We start from the raw sequence: 17,735 nt of genomic DNA on the forward strand, positions 1-17,735 counted from the left end.
AACAAGGAAGCGGAACCATGTCGCATGCAATGCCCGACCGGCTTCTGCCTGGCTCGCCGTATCCGCTCGGAGCCAGTTGGGACGGCCTTGGCGTCAACTTTGCAGTGTTCTCGGCGAACGCGCAGAAAATCGAGCTTTGCCTGTTCGATCCCACGGGTCGCAAGGAAATCAAGCGCTACCCTCTGCCCGAATGCACCGACGAAGTGTGGCACGGCTATCTGCCTAACGCGCATCCGGGCACCGCTTACGGCTTTCGCGCGCACGGTCCGTATCAGCCGCAGCAGGGGCATCGTTTCAATCCGCACAAGCTGCTGCTCGATCCGTACGCGCGCAAGCTCGTCGGCCAGTTCCGCTGGTCGGACGCGTTGTTCGGTTATCGCATGCATTCCAATCGCGCGGATCTTTCAATCGACCGGCGCGACTCGGCGCCCGCGATGCCTAAATGCGTCGTGATCGACGAAGCGTTCGACTGGTCGCACGACAAGCGCCCTGATGTGCCGTGGGGCGAAACTATTATTTATGAAACGCATGTGCGTGGCGCGTCGATGCTGCGCCCCGATTTGCGTCAGCATGAACGCGGTACGTTCGCGGCGCTGTCGTCGCCGGACTTTATCGAGCATCTGCTGAAGCTCGGTGTGACCGCCGTCGAATTGCTTCCCGTACATGCGTTTCTGAACGACCGCTTTCTGATTGAACGCGGCCTGCGCAACTACTGGGGCTACAACACAGCGGCGTTCTTCGCGCCCGAGCCGTCGTATCTCAGCACGCACCGGCTCGACGAAATGCGCATTGCCGTGCGTCAACTGCACGCGGCCGGCATCGAAGTGATTCTCGACGTGGTGTACAACCACACGTGCGAAGGCAACGAAATGGGACCGACCGTCTCATGGCGCGGCCTCGACAACGCAAGCTACTACCGGCTGATTCCCGGCGACGAACGGCACCATATCAACGACACCGGCTGCGGCAACACGGTGAATCTGCCGCATCCGCGCGTACTGCAAATGGTGACGGATTCACTGCGCTACTGGTCGACGGCCTTCAATATCGACGGCTTCCGTTTCGATCTCGGCGTAACGCTCGGGCGCGAGCAGCATGGTTTCGATCCGGGCTCCGGTTTCTTCGATGCGCTGCGCCAGGACCCGGTCCTCTCGCAACGCAAACTGATTTCGGAGCCATGGGACATCGGTCCGGGCGGTTATCAGCTTGGCAATCATCCACCGGGTTTTGGCGAATGGAACGACCGTTTCCGCGATACCGTGCGCCGTTTCTGGCGTGGCGACGCGGGCCTGCGGCCGGACCTCGCAGCGCGCCTGACCGGTTCCGCCGATCTCTTCAACCGGCGTTTCAGGAAGCCGTGGGCGTCGATCAATTTCGTCGCGTCGCATGACGGTTTTACGCTTGCCGACATTACTGCGTATGAGCACAAGCACAACGAGGCGAATCTCGAAGGCAACAACGACGGTCACAACGAGAATTGCAGCAGCAACTGGGGTGTGGAAGGACCGACCGACGACCCGGCGATTCTCGAAACCCGAAAACGCGTGGCGCGCTCGATGATGGCCACGCTGCTCGTCGCACTCGGCACGCCGATGATGCTGGCCGGCGACGAATCGTTGCGCACGCAGCACGGCAACAACAATGCGTACTGCCAGGATAACGAATTGTCCTGGATCGACTGGGAAGCCGCGCAAGCGCCGGACGGCCGACAGATGACCGAATTCGTGGCGCGCGTGATCGCGCTGCGCAAACAGCATCCGCTGCTGCGCGAGACGCGTTTTCTGTTCGGCGACCGTGAAGTACTGCCGGGGCTTTTCGACATCGGCTGGTTCGACGAGAAAGGTGATCCGCTGACGATCGAAGCCTGGGAGGACCCTGAAGGGCGCGCATTCACATTGCGGCGCGCGGGTCCGGGCCTGAATGGCGAAACGGAAGTATTGTTGATGATGCTCAACGCCAGCGCGGAGGGGCTGCGTTTTACTCCCCCTGCGCCGCACCTGGAATGGCACGTGCTGTTAGACACTGCGGATACGGAAAGCGCGCCGCACCGGCTCGCCGCGTTGGATATCGAAGTCGCGGCGCATGGCCTCGTGATACTGGCCGCGCAACCGGTCGGCGAGGCCGACTGGCAAGCGGGCTGGAAAGCCGGCGCGCAGCATGGGCCACGTCTGTTGACTGCCCTGCCGCCCGATCCCGGCGAGCATCCGCCGACGAGCGACTCGTCGCCGACCACGTAGATCGCGGCGGCGATGCCGCCAACGGCGTGTGAGCAATCCGACAGCAAAACCGAATGGTGAAGAGTCATGTCAGAAAATCCAATCGACCCACACGCGCATCATTACGCTCACTGCCTGCCGTTTGGCGCGCAGTTGCTGGGTCCTAAAGGGACGAGCCCGCGCACACGGTTTCGTTTCTGGGCGCCGTCGTGCAAAAGCGTTCAGGTTGAAATAGAGAACGGCCCTGCGAAAGGCGCGCACGAAATGACGCCTGCGGGAAACGGCTGGTTTGAAACAAGCGTGGAAAGCGGCGCGGGCACGCTGTATCGCTTTCGTCTGGACGACGGCAATGCGGTGCCCGATCCGGCGTCGCGCTTCCAGCCGCAAGACGTGCATGGCCCGAGCGAAGTCATCGACCCGCGCGCGTATCGTTGGGAGCATACGGACTGGCATGGCCGTCCGTGGGAAGAAACGGTGTTGTACGAACTGCATGTCGGCGCAATGGGCGGCTATGCAGGCGTGCAGAAGCGCTTGCCGGCGCTCGCTGCGCTTGGCGTGACTGCCATCGAACTGATGCCGTTGAACGATTTTCCCGGCAAGCACAATTGGGGCTATGACGGCGTGCTGCCGTACGCGCCCGACTCCGCATACGGCCGTCCCGAAGAACTCAAAGCGCTGATCGACGCCGCCCACGGTCTCGGCCTGATGGTGTTTCTCGACGTGGTCTACAACCACTTCGGACCTGACGGCAACTACCTGCATGAATACGCGCGCTCGTTTTTCCGCGAAGGCACGCATACGCCGTGGGGCCCTGCAATCGACTTCGACCGCACTGAAGTCAGCGATTTCTTCACGGACAACGCTGTCTACTGGATCAACGAATATCGCATTGACGGGTTACGTTTCGACGCCGTCCACGCGATCGACAATCACGCATGGCTGCGCGAGCTTTCCGATCATATCCACGCGCACGTCCAGCGCGACCGCCACGTGCATCTCGTGCTCGAAAACGAGCACAACAGCGCAAGCCTGCTCGAGACGCACTTCGACGCTCAATGGAACGACGACGCGCACAACACGCTGCACGTGCTGCTGACCGGCGAAACGGAAGGCTATTACCACGCCTACGAAGATCAGCCGATTCGCCGCCTCGCGCGCGTGCTGTCCCAAGGCTTTGCGTATCAAGGCGATCCGTCGCCGCTTCATGATGGTGCGCCGCGCGGCGAATCGAGCGGGCATTTACCGCCGACGTCGTTCGTCATGTTCCTGCAGAACCACGATCAGATCGGCAATCGCGCATTCGGCGAGCGCCTGCGCAAGCTGACCTCGGACGACGCATTGCGCGCGGCGACCGGGTTGCTGCTGCTGTCGCCGCAAATTCCGCTGCTGTTCATGGACGAGGAGTACGGCTCCACGCAGCCGTTCCTGTTCTTCACCGACTACACCGGCGATCTCGCTGATGCCGTGCGTGAAGGACGCCGCCGCGAGTTCGCGCGCTTCTCGTCGTTCAGCGATGAGAAGCGCCGTGCGCAGATTCCCGATCCGAACGACGCCAGGACGTTCACCGCATCGTCGCCGCCGGAGATCGCGACGGCACCCGCGCACGACGACGAAGCGAAAGACCGGCTGGACTGGATGCACTTCTATAAGTCCGCGCTGGCGGTACGCGCAAAACTGATTACGCCGCGACTGAAACACGGCAAGGCGCTCGACGCAACGGTGCTTACCGACGAGAACGGCGCTGACGCGAATGCGTTGATTGCGCGCTGGAAACTCGGTGACGGCGAGACATTGTCGTTCGCGCTCAATCTGTCGAAGCAGAGTGTGCCGTTCAACGACGTGCCCGCGGGCAAGGTCATTTTCGAAACGCCGCCGCGCGTGCGCGAACAGATCGACGCGAACGTGTTGCCGCCGAATGCGTTCGTCGCATGGCTGACCGGCGACATCAACGACTACGCGAGCGGTCACGATGCGCGCGTTGTCGGCAAAGTGGAGCGCCGCACGTGAGTACCCGACGCCCTAACGACACGATAGCCACACTCGCGACGCGCGCCGGCTTCGAGGTGGAGTGGGAAGACGCGCATCGCAAGGTGCATCGTGTGCCCGAGAACACGCTTGCAGTGCTGCTCGAACGGATGGGTTTGCCATGCGGCAATACCACGCAGATCCGCCAGAGCGCCGCCGCGCTCGAAGCCGAACTGTCGGGCCGCAAGCTGCCGCCGCTCATGACCGCTGAAGTCGGGCGCGGCATAGCATTGCCTGCGTCGGCGCTGAAAACGGGCAGCCACTACCGGATCGAACTGGAAAGCGGCTCGATTATCGACGGACGCTTTACCGCGCCCAAAGGCGAGCAGGCTTTGCTCGCGCCAATCGACGAACCTGGCTATCACACGCTCGTGATTCACGAACAGCGCGTCACGCTCGCGGTGGCGCCGTCGCGCTGCTATACCGTCGACGACGCGTGGCGCGCCTTGCGCAACGACGACGGCGGTGACGACGCCAGGACTCCGCCGCTATGGGGCATCGCCGCACAGTTGTACGGCCTGCGGCGCACGGGCGATGGAGGCATTGGCGATTATTCGGCGCTTTCGCAATTTGCGGCGCAGAGCGCGAAGCACGGCGTGCATGCGCTTGCCGTCAGCCCGACGCACGCCATGTTCAGCGCGGAGCCAAATCGCTTCAGCCCCTATTCGCCGTCGTCGCGTTTGTGGCTGAACGTCACCCATATCGATCCGGCCGCCGTGTTCGGAGCAGACGCTGCACGCGCCGCGATGGAGTCCGCGCAAGCCACAGACGCGTGGACGCAACTCGAAGCCTTGCCGCTGATCGACTGGCCGAACGCCGTGGTGCTGAAGCTGAAAGTCTTGCGCGCGCTGTTCGAGAATTTCTGCAGCCAGGAACGTGCGCAAGGCGGCAAGCAGGACACGCCACGCGCGCTGGAATTTCACGGATTCTGCGAACGCGCGGGACGTGCGCTCGAAGACCATGCGCGTTTCGAAGCGCTGCAGGCAGCGCAACTCGCACAAGGCGGCAACGGTCATTGGCGAAACTGGCCGGAAGCCTTGCGCGATCCTCGCAGTCCCGAAGTCGATGCGTTTGCCGAAGCGAATCGCCATGAAGTCGACTTCCATCTGTTCCTGCAATGGCTCGCGGCCAAGGGGTTGTCCCACGCGCAGCACGCAGCGCGCGAGGCAGGCATGGCCGTCGGGTTGATCGCCGACCTCGCGGTCGGATGCGACAGCGCCGGCAGCCATGCATGGTCATATCGCGACGACATGCTGCAAGGCGTGTCTGTCGGCGCACCGCCCGACCTGTTCAACCAGGCCGGCCAGAGCTGGGGACTCACCACCTTCTCGCCGCGCGCGATGCGCACGCAGGGCTTCTCGGCTTTCATCGACATGTTGCGCGCCGCGTTCGCGCATGCCGGTGGCATTCGCATCGATCACATTCTCGGTCTGCGGCGTCTGTGGCTCGTGCCCGAAGGCGAAAGCGCGCGCGACGGCGCTTATCTGCGTTATCCGCTCGAAGACCTCTTGCGTCTTATCGCGCTGGAATCGTGGCGGCATCGCGCAATCGTGATCGGCGAAGATCTCGGGACCGTGCCGCCCGGCTTCCGCGAACGCCTCGACGATCATGGCATTGCCGGCATCCGCGTGCTGTGGTTCGAGCGTGACGAAGACGGCATCGGCTTCAAGCCGCCGCAGTCCTGGGACCGCAACGCGGTCGGCACGACCACGACCCACGATCTGCCGACCGTCGCCGGTTGGTGGCTTGGCAGCGACATTACGTGGCGCAACAAGATTGGGCAGACGACGGCACGCGCCGACGGCCGCGATCCGGAAGAAGCCGCGCAGGAAGAGCGCGCGAGCGACCGCGCCGAATTGTGGCGCGCGTTCCAGCAAGCCGGCGTCGCCGCGCCCGATGTGGAAGCGCCGCCGCCCGAGAGCCCGCCCGTCGATGAAGCCCTCGCATTCGTTGCGGCGACGCCGAGCCCGCTCGTCACATTTCCGCTTGAAGACCTGCTCGGTCAGACCGACCAGCCGAACCTGCCGGGTTCGATCGACGAGCATCCGAACTGGCGCCGTCGCGGGAATCTGTCTGTAGACGAGATGTTTGCAGACGACAATTTCTGCGACCGGCTTCTCGCCGTCGACCGTGCCCGCAGCACCGCGACCGTTTCCACTCCATCAGCCAATACTTCTTCGGGGCCTGACACGCCATGACCGTCCCGCGCTCCACTCTTCGCCTCCAGTTTCACCGGGGCTTTACGTTCGACGACGCCGCGAAGCACGTCGACTACTTCGCGGCGCTCGGCATCAGCCATGTGTACGCGTCGCCCATTACCACGGCCGAGCCAGGCTCGATGCACGGCTACGACACCGTCGATTACACCCAAGTCAGCGCCGAATGCGGCGGCGAGGCAGGCCTGAAGCGCCTCGTCGATAAACTCCACGCGCGCGACATGGGGCTCATCGTCGATATGGTGCCGAACCATATGGGCGTCGGCGGATCGAGCAACGCGTGGTGGCTCGATATTCTTGAATGGGGACGACATAGCACCTATGCGCGTCACTTCGATGTCGACTGGCATTCGCCCGATCCGGCTCTGCGCGGCAAGGTGTTGCTGCCGACACTCGGCGGGCCGTATGGCGACGAACTTGCGTCGGGCCGCATCGCGTTGCACTTCGCGGCAGATAGCGGACGCTTTTATGTCGGCTACGGGCCGCACGTCTTTCCGGTGTGTCCGACCGATTACGCGTCGATTCTGCAGAGCGCCGATCGCGCCGATCTCAGCGCACTCGCCGAGCGCTTCCATGGACTGACGACACAGCCTGCCGATCAGCCGCGCGCCGCCGAAGGGCGCGACGCTTTGCGTGAGTTCGTCGCGCAAAACGGCAAGTCGGCAATCGATTCCGTGATCCAGACGTATTCCCCCGAAGATCCGCTCACGCGCGACCGCTTGCATCGGCTGCTCGAGCGTCAGCACTTCCGTCTCGCGTGGTGGCGCACCGCCGCCGACGAAGTCAACTGGCGGCGCTTCTTCGATATTTCGACGCTCGCCGCGGTGCGCGCCGAGCGGCCCGAAGTATTCGAAGCCGCGCATGCGCTCGTCTTTCGCCTGTATCAGGAAGGCACGATCGACGGTCTGCGGATCGATCACGTGGACGGACTCGCCGAGCCGCGCGAATACTGTCAGCGGCTGCGGCAACGTCTGACAGAGTTGCGCGACACCACGCCGTATGTAGTTGTCGAGAAGATTCTTGCGCGCGGCGAACCGCTGCGCGACGACTGGCCGGTGGACGGCACCACAGGCTACGATTTCATGAACGACGTGGGCGCGCTGTTGCACGACCCGGCGGGTGCGGAGCCGCTTGCGCAGGCGTGGACCGAACTCACGGGACGCAGCCCGAATTTTGCGGACGAAGCACTCGTCGCACGGCGCAAGGTTCTTGCGGAAAATCTTTCGGCGGAACTCGACCGCGCGGCGCGAGCGCTGCATCGCATTGCACGCGACTCGCTCGCCACGCGCGATTACACCTTCGCGACATTGCGCCGCGTGCTGACCGAACTGGTCGTGCATTTTCCGGTGTACCGCATTTATCCGCAAAACGGTCTGCGCAGTGCCACCGACAATGTGTTCTTCGAGCAGGCGCTGGCCGGCGCGCGTGCGGCGCTTTCTCGCGCCGATCATGGCGTGCTGGAGCGCGTCAACGCATGGCTCGGCGGCAGCGTGGACGAAGCGCCCGCCGGGCGTCATGGCCAGCCGCAGCAAGGTCAGAACGGTGCACCGCCGAACCATGCGGGTTCGGCGCGGCGCACGGCGCAGACGCTGTTCTCGCAGTTGACCGCGCCGGTTGCCGCGAAGGCCGTCGAAGATACCGCGTGCTATCGCTACGGGCGGCTGTTGTCACGTAACGAGGTGGGTGCCGATCCGGGAGAATTCGCGTTGTCGGTCGAGCAGTTTCATGCGGGCAATGTCGAGCGCTCCCAGCGCTTTCCTTATGCAATGCTCGCAACGGCGACCCACGATCACAAGCGCGGCGAAGACGTGCGCGCCCGGCTCGCGGTACTCAGCGAAATTGCGCACGAGTGGAGCGCGACCTCGCGTGCATGGTCGACGTTAAACGCGCCGCACCGGCGTTCGCCTGAAGGCACGCCGATCAGCAGCGTTGCACAGGACACTAGCTACGACTGGGCGCCCGGCCCCGCCGCAGAAGCGATGCTGTACCAGACGCTGGTCGGTTGCTGGCCACCGGACCTCAAGCCGGACGACGAAGCGGGCGTCAAGGCATTGGCCGAGCGCGTCGCGCAATGGCAACTCAAAGCACTGCGCGAAGCCAAGCTGCAGACCAACTGGTTCGCACCCGACGAAGCGTATGAAGCCGGTTGCCGCGACTTCCTGTTCGACATTCTGGCACCGCAGCGACGCGACGGCTTCCTCAAGGAGTTGGCCGCGTTCGTCGCACGAATTTCACGCGCCGGCGCGGTCAACAGTTTGCAGCAGACTGTCTTGCGGCTCGCATCGCCTGGGATTCCGGATCTTTATCAAGGTACCGAGTTGTGGGACTTCAGTCTCGTCGATCCGGACAATCGCCGGCCCGTCGATTTCGAGCAGCGTGCGACCTGGCTTGCCCAGGCGCCGCCTTCGGAGTTCCTGTCGATGTGGCGCAATGGACGTGTGAAGCTCGCCGTCGTGCAGCGAGTGCTTGCATTGCGTGCGCATCTGCCGGAGTTGCTGAGCCAGGGCACGTACCTGCCGCTGACCGTGCGGGGCGCGCATGCGTCGAATGTGATTGCATTCGCGCGGCGACATGGGAATGCGTGGGCTGTCGTCATAGCGAGCCGACTCGCGGCCGGCTTGCTCGGCGAAGAAGGCGATCTGCCGATGGTCGATCCGGAGAAATGGCAAGACACGGCGGTCGAGATGCCGGCGGATCTGTCAGCGCGAGCGTTGTTCGACTGGCTGAGTCCGGCTGCGCCGAAGGTCGATGAAAACGGCTTGCTGTACTTGCGCGATGCCCTTGCGGCAATGCCGATTGCAGTGCTCGTCGAGGACGGCGTGCCGCGCAATTGAGAGCGGGCGTGATTGCCGGCTTGTCGAACCGGAACGAAGGCGGTGTTGGAGTCGTGAGACGCTAACCGCCTTCGTCGTCGAAGACCTTGGGGTACACGCGCACCAGCACGATGCGCGGACCCTTCATCTTTTTCACGACGACGTCGAAGCGATCGAATTCCACACGCTGCCCTTCTGTAGGCAAATCGTTGAGCGCCTGAATGACGAGGCCGCCAACCGATTCGGCCTTGCCTTCATCGATGTCGATACCCAGCGCGCGCTCCAGCGACACGACCGGCAAGCTGCCCTTGCCCATCAACGTGCCGTCGTCCATGCGAGTCCAGTCGGCGTCGCCCTGACGGAATTCGTCGTGAATCTGTCCGACCAGCGCGCCGAGCAGGTTGTCGAGCGTGAGGAAACCGATAGGCTTCGAGTTCTTGTGACCGACCAGCGCGAAGTGCGGCGCACCCTTGCGGAAGCGGCGAAACAGCTCGAGCGCCGGCATTTCCGGCTTCACGTATTGAACGGGGCGCGCGTACTGCTTGAGATCGTCGAGCGTACTGCCGGCGTGGCGCGCCAGCAGCAGGTCCTTCAAATGGATCATGCCGGCGACGCGCTCGCCGGAGGCGTCCTCGAACAACGGATAGCGGCTAAAGCGATGCCGCGCCACGACCTGCATGTTCTCTCGCAGCGGCAAGTCGAGCCGCAAGCCGATCATTTCATACGACGGCCGCATCAGGTCGGACACCGTCATGCGCGAAAAGTCGAGCGAATGCGCAATGGTGTTCCACTCGTCCTGGCTATACGCGTCTTCCGGCGCGCCGCGTTCCGATGCAACGTTGGTGCGGCGGCTGCGCAGAATCAGCTTCAGTTCGTCGGTGGAGTAATGGGAGTCGTGTGCATGGTCGGCGTTCAGACCGGCGAGCCTCAACACTGCATTGGCACTTGTGTTGAGCACCCAGATGGCCGGATACATCGCCCAATAAAAGCCGTACAACGGCGTGGCGGCCCACAGCGAGACCTTCTCCGCTTCGCGAATTGCGAGCGACTTCGGCGCAAGTTCTCCCACCACGATATGCAGAAACGAAATACACGAAAACGCGAAGAAAAGCGAAATGCCGTGGATCAGTTTCTCGGATTCCACGCCAGCGAGGCTGAAAAGCGGTGTGAGCAGTTCGGCAAACGCAGGCTCGCCGATCCAGCCCAGGCCGAGCGACGCGAGCGTGATGCCCAGCTGACAGGCTGACAAATAAGCGTCGAGGCGGCCATGCACCTTGGCGAGCAGACGTCCGCGCATGCCGTGCCTTTCGGCGAGGCTCTGCACGCGCGTCTGCCGCAGTTTGACCAGGCCGAATTCGGCGGCAACAAAGAAACCGTTCAGGGCGACGAGAAACAACGCACCGATAAGGGCGACAACCTGGATCAAAGCGGAGAGCTCCGGCGACAAAAGTTGTCAGTATAGAGGTTGAAAGCTCGCCGAAAAGTTAATCGCCAACAACGTGCGCAAGGCGCGGCCATTCATCGGGGCGACGACGCGCTCAACGGAACACGCAAAGCGAGCGTGGCCGGCGCGGCTTCAGTGGCGTCAAGCTGGTCGAAGCTCCCGCCATGCGCCTGCGCGACGCGCTTGCAGAGCGCAAGCACCCACGCGATGCGGTTAGCTTCCCGCGTTTCCCGAGCCTGCTTGCGCGCGAACGCTTCGAGCACATGAGGCAGCGACGGATCGTCCAGCGCGGCGCTCGTCTGGTACGTTACAGCAGCATGCCAGCTGGTTGCGTCCGCGCGCGATTCCAGCGTGACAGTCGCATCTTCTGCGCTGGATTCGACGGCAAACGTGAGCATTAGCCACAGCGCGGCGGCAAGACGCTCGCGATCGCCATTCAGTTGCTCGGTAGCGAGCTGAGAGTTGATCGCGATCTCCACGCGTCGCGAACGCGCGAGTGCTGAGCGTACCGCTTCGGCGGTTTCATCGAGCAACGGATGAAGCGGGAACGGCTCATAAGCGAGCGCGAGCGTTTTGGTTTCGGCGCGCGTGGCGTCGACGATCGTTTCGAGCAGCTTGACCTGCTGGTCCACGCCATTGCGGATGCCGGTGACCGCGCGCTGCGAATTGGGATCGTTGGGGTCGAGCTTACGTTCGAGCACGTAAGCCCAGCTATGGATAGCGTTCAATGGACCACGCAGATCGTGCGATACCAGCGAGAGCACGTGGTCGCGCATGAACAGCGCGGTTTCAGCGCGCAAATGCGCGGTGCGTTCGGATACGGCGAAGCCGGAAGTCACCGGTTGTGCGCCAGCGGATCCGGTTGAAGACGTTGTCACGATCGACCTCTCTGGCAATGCATCATGATTGGGGAGCCCCATTATAGGCATGCCGCCGGGCGTCACCACCCTGGCCGGATGGACGGCTGGAACGCAATCGTCGTGCCACGCGGCATTGTTCGACCGCACCACGCCAACGCGCCTACAATGTCGGTTTCACGTTTTGAACTGAGGAGCGACATATGTCGACTGTGACTACCGAATCCGGCTTGAAGTATGAAGACATCGTTGAAGGAACGGGTGCGGAAGCGGTTGCTGGCAAGACCGTCAGCGTGCACTACACCGGCTGGCTGACCGACGGCCAGAAGTTCGACTCGAGCAAGGACCGCAATGATCCGTTTGCGTTCGTGCTGGGCGGCGGCATGGTCATCAAGGGCTGGGACGAAGGCGTGCAAGGCATGAAGGTCGGCGGAACGCGCAAGCTGACCATTCCGCCGCAACTCGGCTACGGCGTGCGTGGCGCGGGCGGCGTGATTCCGCCCAACGCGGCGCTCGTGTTCGAAGTCGAATTGCTCGACGTCTAAATCGTCGTTTGCTGTTCGCCATGGCGCCTTCCCGATGACCCACGCCGCCGTTACCGCACCGAGCGTTTCGCTGCGCCGCTTCGAGGCGGCGCAAGCGTCGGACGTGCACGACTTTCACCAGGTCGTACTCGGGCTCCATGGCGCGATGGTGATGTCGGTGGACGGTGTCGCGCAACGGATCGACGCACACTGCGCCTGGCTCATTCCCGCGGGCGCGCGGCACGATTACGCGGGTCTTGGCGAGAACCGGCAGCTGGTGCTGGATCTTCCGGCTACCACGCTCGCTGTGCCGGAGCGTCTGTTTGACCGTGCGCGAGCCGTCGCCGTCGACGCGCCGCTTACCGACCTTATTCAGCGCATTGCGTCGCGGGCCGCGAACGGAGCGGCAGCGGACGATCTCGACGCCCGTCGTTTCCATTGGGACGCTGCCGCACGTCTAGGCGCCGCGCTGGTGGCGGGCGCGGCGATGAAAGGCACCGAAGCCGACGCGCCGGCCGCGGGACTCGACTTCGCGAGAATCGACAGCTGGCTGCGCGCGCATTTATCAGAGCCGCTACGTATCGCCGATCTCGCCGCGCATTGCGGCTTCGGCATGCGGCGCTTTCACCAGCTTTTTATCGAAGCGTTCGGCGAAACGCCGCATCGCTATTTGCAGCGGCTGCGGCTCGATACGTCGCTCACGCTACTCGCCGATCCACGGCTTTCGCTGACTGACATTGCGCTGGACATCGGCTTCGGCGATCAAAGCGCTTATACGCACGCATTCACGCGACGGTTTGGTCTCGCGCCCGGTCAATGGCGAGCGTTGCGGCATTGAGCGTCGCGCAGTTGAGCGTCGACCCAATGACGCGGTGAAACGCCACGCATTGCGGCATGAAAAAGGCGCGCTGACCGACCATCTCAGCGCGCCATGTACCCACTCTTTTCGATAACGCAGACTGCCTCAGCCTGCCAGACCGCGCTCCAGATCGGCGCGGATATCCGCTGCGTTCTCCAGCCCCACGGCGAGTCGAATCAAGCCTTCCGTGATGCCTGCAGCAGCGCGCGCTTCGGGCGTCACGCGGCCATGCGTTGTCGTCGCTGGATGGGTGATGGTCGTGCGCGTGTCGCCAAGATTGCCGGTGATCGAGCAGATTTTCGTGCTGTCGATTACGCGCCAGGCATTCGCTCGCATCTGTTCCGGCGTGTCGCCCTTCAACTCGAACGAGACGATCGCGCCGCCCGCCTTCTGCTGACGCATGGCCAGCGCGTGTTGCGGATGCGACTCGAGCCCGGGATAAAACACGCGATTTACGGCGGGATGGTCATCGAGCCAGCGTGCAATTTCAAGCGCGTTTGCCGACTGCTTTTCGACGCGCAGCGACAGCGTTTCCATGCCCTTGAGCAACACCCATGCGTTGAAGGCGGACAAGGTCGGCCCGGCGCTCCGCACGAACGGAAACACCTTTTCCATGATGAACTTCTTCGAGCCGACCAGCGCGCCGCCCAGCACACGCCCTTGGCCGTCGAGGAACTTCGTGGCCGAATGCATGACGACGTCGGCGCCAAGCTTCAGCGGCTGTTGCAGGGCCGGGCTGCAGAAACAGTTGTCGACCACGAACAACGCATTGGCGGCTTTGGCGATCTTGCTGATTGCTTCGATGTCGGCGACCTCGGTCAGCGGATTCGACGGCGTTTCGAGGAAGAACATCTTCGTCTCCGGACGCACGGCGTTTTTCCACGCGTCCAGATTCGTCGGATCGACAAACGTGGTGGTGATGCCGAACTTGCTGAAAATCTGCGAGAACATGCCGAGCGTGGAACCGAACAACGCCTGCGAACTGACGAGGTGGTCGCCCGCTTGCAGCGTGGACATCACGACGGACATGATCGCGGCCATTCCCGAAGCAGTTGCCATGCACGCTTCGCCGCCTTCGAGCGCGGCCAGACGGTCCTGGAACATCGAGACGGTCGGGTTGGTGAAGCGCGAATACGTGTAATAGTCCTCGGAATTCTTGAAGCGCTCGGCGGCGTCCGCGGCGCTCGCGAAGACGAAGCTCGACGTCAGGAATATCGCTTCGGAATGCTCGTTGAAGTCGCTGCGCACCGTGCCCGAGCGGACTGCCAGCGTATCGAAGTTCAGGGAGTCGTCCATGTTCGTTGTGGTTTCCAATGTTCCATGACTGCGTTCGGTGCGCGGTTGGTATGCAGTTGTATGCAGCGAAACCGCGGCCGAACGTCAGCAACAAAAAAGCCCGCTTCTGTGCCGGCGCTTTTGCGTCGGTACAAGCGGGCTTCATATGCGGGGAAAGCTGGAGCGGAGGCGGATGGTTGCGGCTTGTCCACCATTCGCTTTAGCTGTTTTGGGTTGCCCCGCGTCCGCAAGCTGAGATCAAATCGACGCAAGCTGCCATGCTAACACGCTCGCGGCGCGGCGTGCAGCCAGGCGCGCCATGCCGCGAACGCCAGTTCTGAAGTCAGCCCACCGACAACTGCAAATGCAGCTGCGAGCGCGCTGGCCCGCCGCCGTCGATCGCTTCGCTCGCAGCATCGCGATCCGACTGCGAAGACGGTGCGAGACGCGCGGTCTCGATACGGTCGAGATACTCCGTGGTCACGTCGCCGGTCACGTAGTTGCCGTCGAAACACGACGCTTCAAACTCCTTCAGCGCCGGATTGATGTCGCGAACGGCCTGCTTGAGCGCATCGACGTCCTGATAGACGAGATGGTCCGCACCGATCATGCGTGCCACTTCTTCGTCCGAGCGGCCATGAGCGACGAGTTCGCCGCGCGTCGGCATGTCGATACCGTAGACGTTCGGGAATTTCACCGGCGGCGCGGCCGAAGCAAAAATCACCTTGTTCGCGCCGGCATCGCGCGCCATCTGCACGATTTCATGCGAGGTGGTGCCACGCACGATCGAGTCGTCCACGATCAGCACGTTTTTGCCCTTGAACTCGATGCCCATGGCGTTCAGCTTCTGGCGCACCGACTTCTTGCGCACCGCCTGGCCGGGCATGATGAACGTGCGGCCGACATAACGGTTCTTGAAGAAACCTTCGCGATACTCCACGCCCAGCTTCTTCGCGACCTGCATCGCGGCCGGACGGGACGAATCGGGAATCGGCATCACGACATCGATTGCGACGTCAGGCAGCTCGCGCCTGATCTTCTCGGCGAGATAGTCGCCCATGCGCAGGCGCACGTTGTAGACCGGAACACCGTCGAGCACCGAATCCGGACGCGCCAGATACACGAGCTCGAAAATGCACGGGTTCAGGCTCGGGTTCGTCGCGCACTGCTGCGAATGCAGATTGCCTTCGATGTCGATGAAAATCGCTTCGCCCGGGGCGATGTCGCGCACGAATTCGAAACCGATACCTTCGATCGCCACCGACTCCGACGCGAGAATCCACTCGACGCCTTCCGCCGTTTCCTGCTTGCCGAGGCAAAGCGGACGAATACCGAACGGGTCGCGGAAGCCGAGCAGGCCGTAGCCGGCGATCAGCGAAACAATCGCATACGAACCACGCACCCGGCGATGCACACCCGACACGGCCTTGAATAGCGCAGCCGGATCTAGTTGCAGGCCGGAGCTCGAAAGCTGCAATTCGTGCGCGAGCACGTTGAGCATGACTTCCGTGTCGGAATTCGTGTTGATGTGGCGGCGATCGATGCGGAACATCTCATCTTTCAGCTGCTGCCAGTTGGTCAGATTGCCGTTGTGGGCGAGGATGATGCCGAACGGCGCGTTCACGTAGAACGGCTGGGCTTCTTCTTCGCTCGACGCCGAGCCGGCGGTCGGGTAGCGCACCTGGCCGATGCCGGTGTTGCCCGGCAGGCTGCGCATGTTGCGCGTGCGGAACACGTCGCGCACCATGCCGTTGGCCTTGTGCATGTGGAAATTGCTGCCGTTCGCCGTGGCGATGCCGGCGGCGTCCTGACCGCGGTGCTGCAGGAGCAGCAGGCTGTCATAGATCAGCTGGTTGACCGGAGAATGGGAAACTACGCCTACGATGCCGCACATGGCATGTCCTTCAAAGGTACGAAATTCGTCAGAGCGGCCGGTGCCTCGCAAGCGCACGATATGACGCGCGGGTTCGCGACATGATGTAGAGGCAGCCGGTTTGAGCCGGATTCCTGCGGCGTTCCTTAGACACTCGTTTGCTCGTCACACGCGGACGTAGGCAGCGAGCGTCTCCGGAAGCAGCGGTTTCATTACGTGCACGCCCTCTACCGCATATGGCCGCAGCAAGGCGTTGCGCCAGAATTCCTGTTGGGGCAATTCGGTCAAGCCTGCAAGGGCGACCAGAATCAGCACCAGAACGACCCCACGCACGAGGCCGAACATTAAACCGAGCGAGCGGTCCACTCCGCTCAGGCCGGTAGCCTGCACGATGCGGCCAAGCAGCGCGTTCAGCACGCTCGCCACCAGCACCACACCGATCGCTACCAACGCGAAGGCCAGCAGCCACTGTGTCAACGCGCCGCCCGGCCACGTGGACGGGATATACGGCACGACATAACCGACGAAGCGGCAAGCAATGAAAAACGCCGCAATCCAGCCGATGAGCCCGAACACTTCCGACAAAAACCCGCGCCACGTGCCGCGCAAGGCCGACAAACCGATCACCGCCATTACAGCGTAGTCGAAGGCAGTGAACATCGCTCGCTTACTGTGCAGCGCCGTTGTTCACGCCCGACGCCAGGCCGGCCTCACGAACCTTTGCAATTGCGGCGCTTGCCGCTGCCCGGTCCGCGAACGGGCCGGCACGCAAAAGTGTGAGCGATGTGCCGTCAGCCTGTTTCCGATGTTCGGTATATGCGGGCACTCCGGCCGCTTTCAACTTGGTTGCCCAACTGCGCGCATTCGCTTCGTTTGCAAAAGCGCCGAGCTGGACAGCGAAACGGCTGCCCGGCGGCGATGCCGGCGTGCCCGAATTCGCGTCCGTATTGGCGACGGCGTTGGATTCCTCCGCCGATGGCGCGGCGGACGTTGCATTGCTATGCGGTGCCGGCTTGCTGGCCGGCTTCGCCGCAACGGCTGGCGCCGCGATGGCTGGCGCAGGTGCAGGCGCGGAGTTGGCCGCAACGGCGGGTGCCTGCGGCTTCACAGCCGGCTTGGCGGCGGGCGCAGGATTCGTGATGGCTTCCGCCGGCTTGGCGTCCTGCTTTGCTTCCTGTGTTGCGTTCTTCTTTGCGCCGCCTGACTGCGTTTGCGCGGTCGAGGTAGCGGGCGCGAGGCCTGAAGCCGCAAGCGCTGAGTCGGGCGTCGGATTGTCCGGCGCTACGCCAGCCTGAGTGTCTTCCTCGCGCCGCGCGAGCTTGGGCGCCGGGCGACTCGGAATGTCGATGGAGATGTCGTCTGTGACAGGCTTCGGATGCGAGTCGAGCACCATGGGCAGCACGACCACCGCCGCCACGACCATTGCGATTGCACCAACCAGCCGACGCCGCGCGCGCTGCTTTTCGGGCAACGTGGGGTCGAGCAGCATCGCATCGGCGTCGACGGTGCGCTCCGTGCGGCGGGTCCGCCGCTCCACGCGCTCGCTACGGGCAGCCCGGGTGGAACTGGTGTTTGCGTCGCGCCGGCTGGGCGCGTCGTCTTTCTTGCCGAACGAGAAAATTCCCATGAATCG

General features: G+C 63.2%; 12 protein-coding genes. 6 read left to right on the top strand and 6 right to left on the bottom strand.

The annotated features are described in order from the left end of the window. The first annotated feature begins 17 nt into the window (after positions 1-17). The 4 genes from glgX (at position 18) to treY (ending at position 9,291) form a co-directional block, all read left to right on the top strand. Entirely contained in the window at positions 18-2,237 is a 2,220-nt protein-coding gene (gene glgX / locus OH764_RS31205) for a glycogen debranching protein (RefSeq protein ID WP_498849880.1), read from the top strand. Between the two features lie 66 nt (positions 2,238-2,303). Continuing rightward, positions 2,304-4,223 (top strand): malto-oligosyltrehalose trehalohydrolase, encoded by a 1,920-nt coding sequence (gene treZ, locus OH764_RS31210; RefSeq protein WP_498849881.1) that lies wholly within the window; start codon positions 2,304-2,306, stop codon positions 4,221-4,223. After that, on the top strand, positions 4,220-6,439 hold the full coding sequence (malQ, locus tag OH764_RS31215) for a 4-alpha-glucanotransferase (protein ID WP_498849882.1): 2,220 nt from the start codon (positions 4,220-4,222) through the stop codon (positions 6,437-6,439). Before treZ ends, malQ begins: the two co-directional genes overlap by 4 nt. Beyond that, positions 6,436-9,291: a malto-oligosyltrehalose synthase gene (gene treY, locus OH764_RS31220; RefSeq protein ID WP_498849883.1), complete on the top strand. Its 2,856-nt coding sequence runs from the start codon at positions 6,436-6,438 to the stop codon at positions 9,289-9,291. Before malQ ends, treY begins: the two co-directional genes overlap by 4 nt. Before the next feature lie 61 nt (positions 9,292-9,352). On the opposite strand, the gene OH764_RS31225 is transcribed toward treY, so the two are convergent. Both OH764_RS31225 and OH764_RS31230 read right to left on the bottom strand, forming a co-directional pair. Continuing rightward, positions 9,353-10,696, bottom strand: coding sequence for a hemolysin family protein (locus tag OH764_RS31225; RefSeq protein ID WP_498849884.1), 1,344 nt, complete (start codon positions 10,694-10,696; stop codon positions 9,353-9,355). Positions 10,697-10,788: 92 nt separating this feature from the next. Continuing rightward, positions 10,789-11,592 carry a sensor histidine kinase gene (locus OH764_RS31230; protein WP_498849885.1) on the bottom strand — a complete coding sequence of 268 codons (804 nt, stop codon included), beginning with the start codon at positions 11,590-11,592 and terminating at the stop codon, positions 10,789-10,791. Positions 11,593-11,774: 182 nt separating this feature from the next. Here OH764_RS31230 and OH764_RS31235 point away from each other — a divergent pair, with 182 nt between their 5' ends. Both OH764_RS31235 and OH764_RS31240 read left to right on the top strand, forming a co-directional pair. Beyond that, entirely contained in the window at positions 11,775-12,116 is a 342-nt protein-coding gene (locus OH764_RS31235) for an FKBP-type peptidyl-prolyl cis-trans isomerase (RefSeq protein WP_498849886.1), read from the top strand. Positions 12,117-12,150: 34 nt separating this feature from the next. Next, positions 12,151-12,933 (top strand): helix-turn-helix domain-containing protein, encoded by a 783-nt coding sequence (locus OH764_RS31240; protein WP_498849887.1) that lies wholly within the window; start codon positions 12,151-12,153, stop codon positions 12,931-12,933. 126 nt (positions 12,934-13,059) lie between these two features. Here OH764_RS31240 and OH764_RS31245 read toward each other — a convergent pair whose 3' ends face one another. The 4 genes from OH764_RS31245 to OH764_RS31260 all read right to left on the bottom strand — a co-directional run bounded on the left by OH764_RS31245 (position 13,060) and on the right by OH764_RS31260 (position 17,729). After that, positions 13,060-14,250 (bottom strand): O-succinylhomoserine sulfhydrylase, encoded by a 1,191-nt coding sequence (locus OH764_RS31245; RefSeq protein WP_027779565.1) that lies wholly within the window; start codon positions 14,248-14,250, stop codon positions 13,060-13,062. A gap of 322 nt (positions 14,251-14,572) precedes the next feature. Next, on the bottom strand, positions 14,573-16,123 hold the full coding sequence (gene purF, locus OH764_RS31250; RefSeq protein ID WP_020071046.1) for an amidophosphoribosyltransferase: 1,551 nt from the start codon (positions 16,121-16,123) through the stop codon (positions 14,573-14,575). A gap of 144 nt (positions 16,124-16,267) precedes the next feature. Beyond that, on the bottom strand, positions 16,268-16,762 hold the full coding sequence (locus tag OH764_RS31255) for a CvpA family protein (protein WP_020071047.1): 495 nt from the start codon (positions 16,760-16,762) through the stop codon (positions 16,268-16,270). Positions 16,763-16,769: 7 nt separating this feature from the next. Next, on the bottom strand, positions 16,770-17,729 hold the full coding sequence (locus tag OH764_RS31260; RefSeq protein WP_498849888.1) for an SPOR domain-containing protein: 960 nt from the start codon (positions 17,727-17,729) through the stop codon (positions 16,770-16,772). Positions 17,730-17,735 lie beyond the last annotated feature (6 nt).

Source organism: Burkholderia sp. M6-3 (assembly GCF_050858985.1).
Lineage (GTDB): Bacteria > Pseudomonadota > Gammaproteobacteria > Burkholderiales > Burkholderiaceae > Paraburkholderia > Paraburkholderia caledonica.

Bases quoted from the DNA above. Each gene is read 5' to 3' on its own strand.
- glgX (WP_498849880.1), top strand. From the start codon at position 18: ATGTCGCATGCAATGCCCGACCGGCTTCTGCCTGGCTCGCCGTATCCG.
- treZ (WP_498849881.1), top strand. From the start codon at position 2,304: ATGTCAGAAAATCCAATCGACCCACACGCGCATCATTACGCTCACTGC.
- treY (WP_498849883.1), top strand. From the start codon at position 6,436: ATGACCGTCCCGCGCTCCACTCTTCGCCTCCAGTTTCACCGGGGCTTT.
- OH764_RS31235 (WP_498849886.1), top strand. From the start codon at position 11,775: ATGTCGACTGTGACTACCGAATCCGGCTTGAAGTATGAAGACATCGTT.
- OH764_RS31240 (WP_498849887.1), top strand. From the start codon at position 12,151: ATGACCCACGCCGCCGTTACCGCACCGAGCGTTTCGCTGCGCCGCTTC.
- OH764_RS31245 (WP_027779565.1), bottom strand. From the start codon at position 14,250: ATGGACGACTCCCTGAACTTCGATACGCTGGCAGTCCGCTCGGGCACG.
- purF (WP_020071046.1), bottom strand. From the start codon at position 16,123: ATGTGCGGCATCGTAGGCGTAGTTTCCCATTCTCCGGTCAACCAGCTG.
- OH764_RS31255 (WP_020071047.1), bottom strand. From the start codon at position 16,762: ATGTTCACTGCCTTCGACTACGCTGTAATGGCGGTGATCGGTTTGTCG.
- OH764_RS31260 (WP_498849888.1), bottom strand. From the start codon at position 17,729: ATGGGAATTTTCTCGTTCGGCAAGAAAGACGACGCGCCCAGCCGGCGC.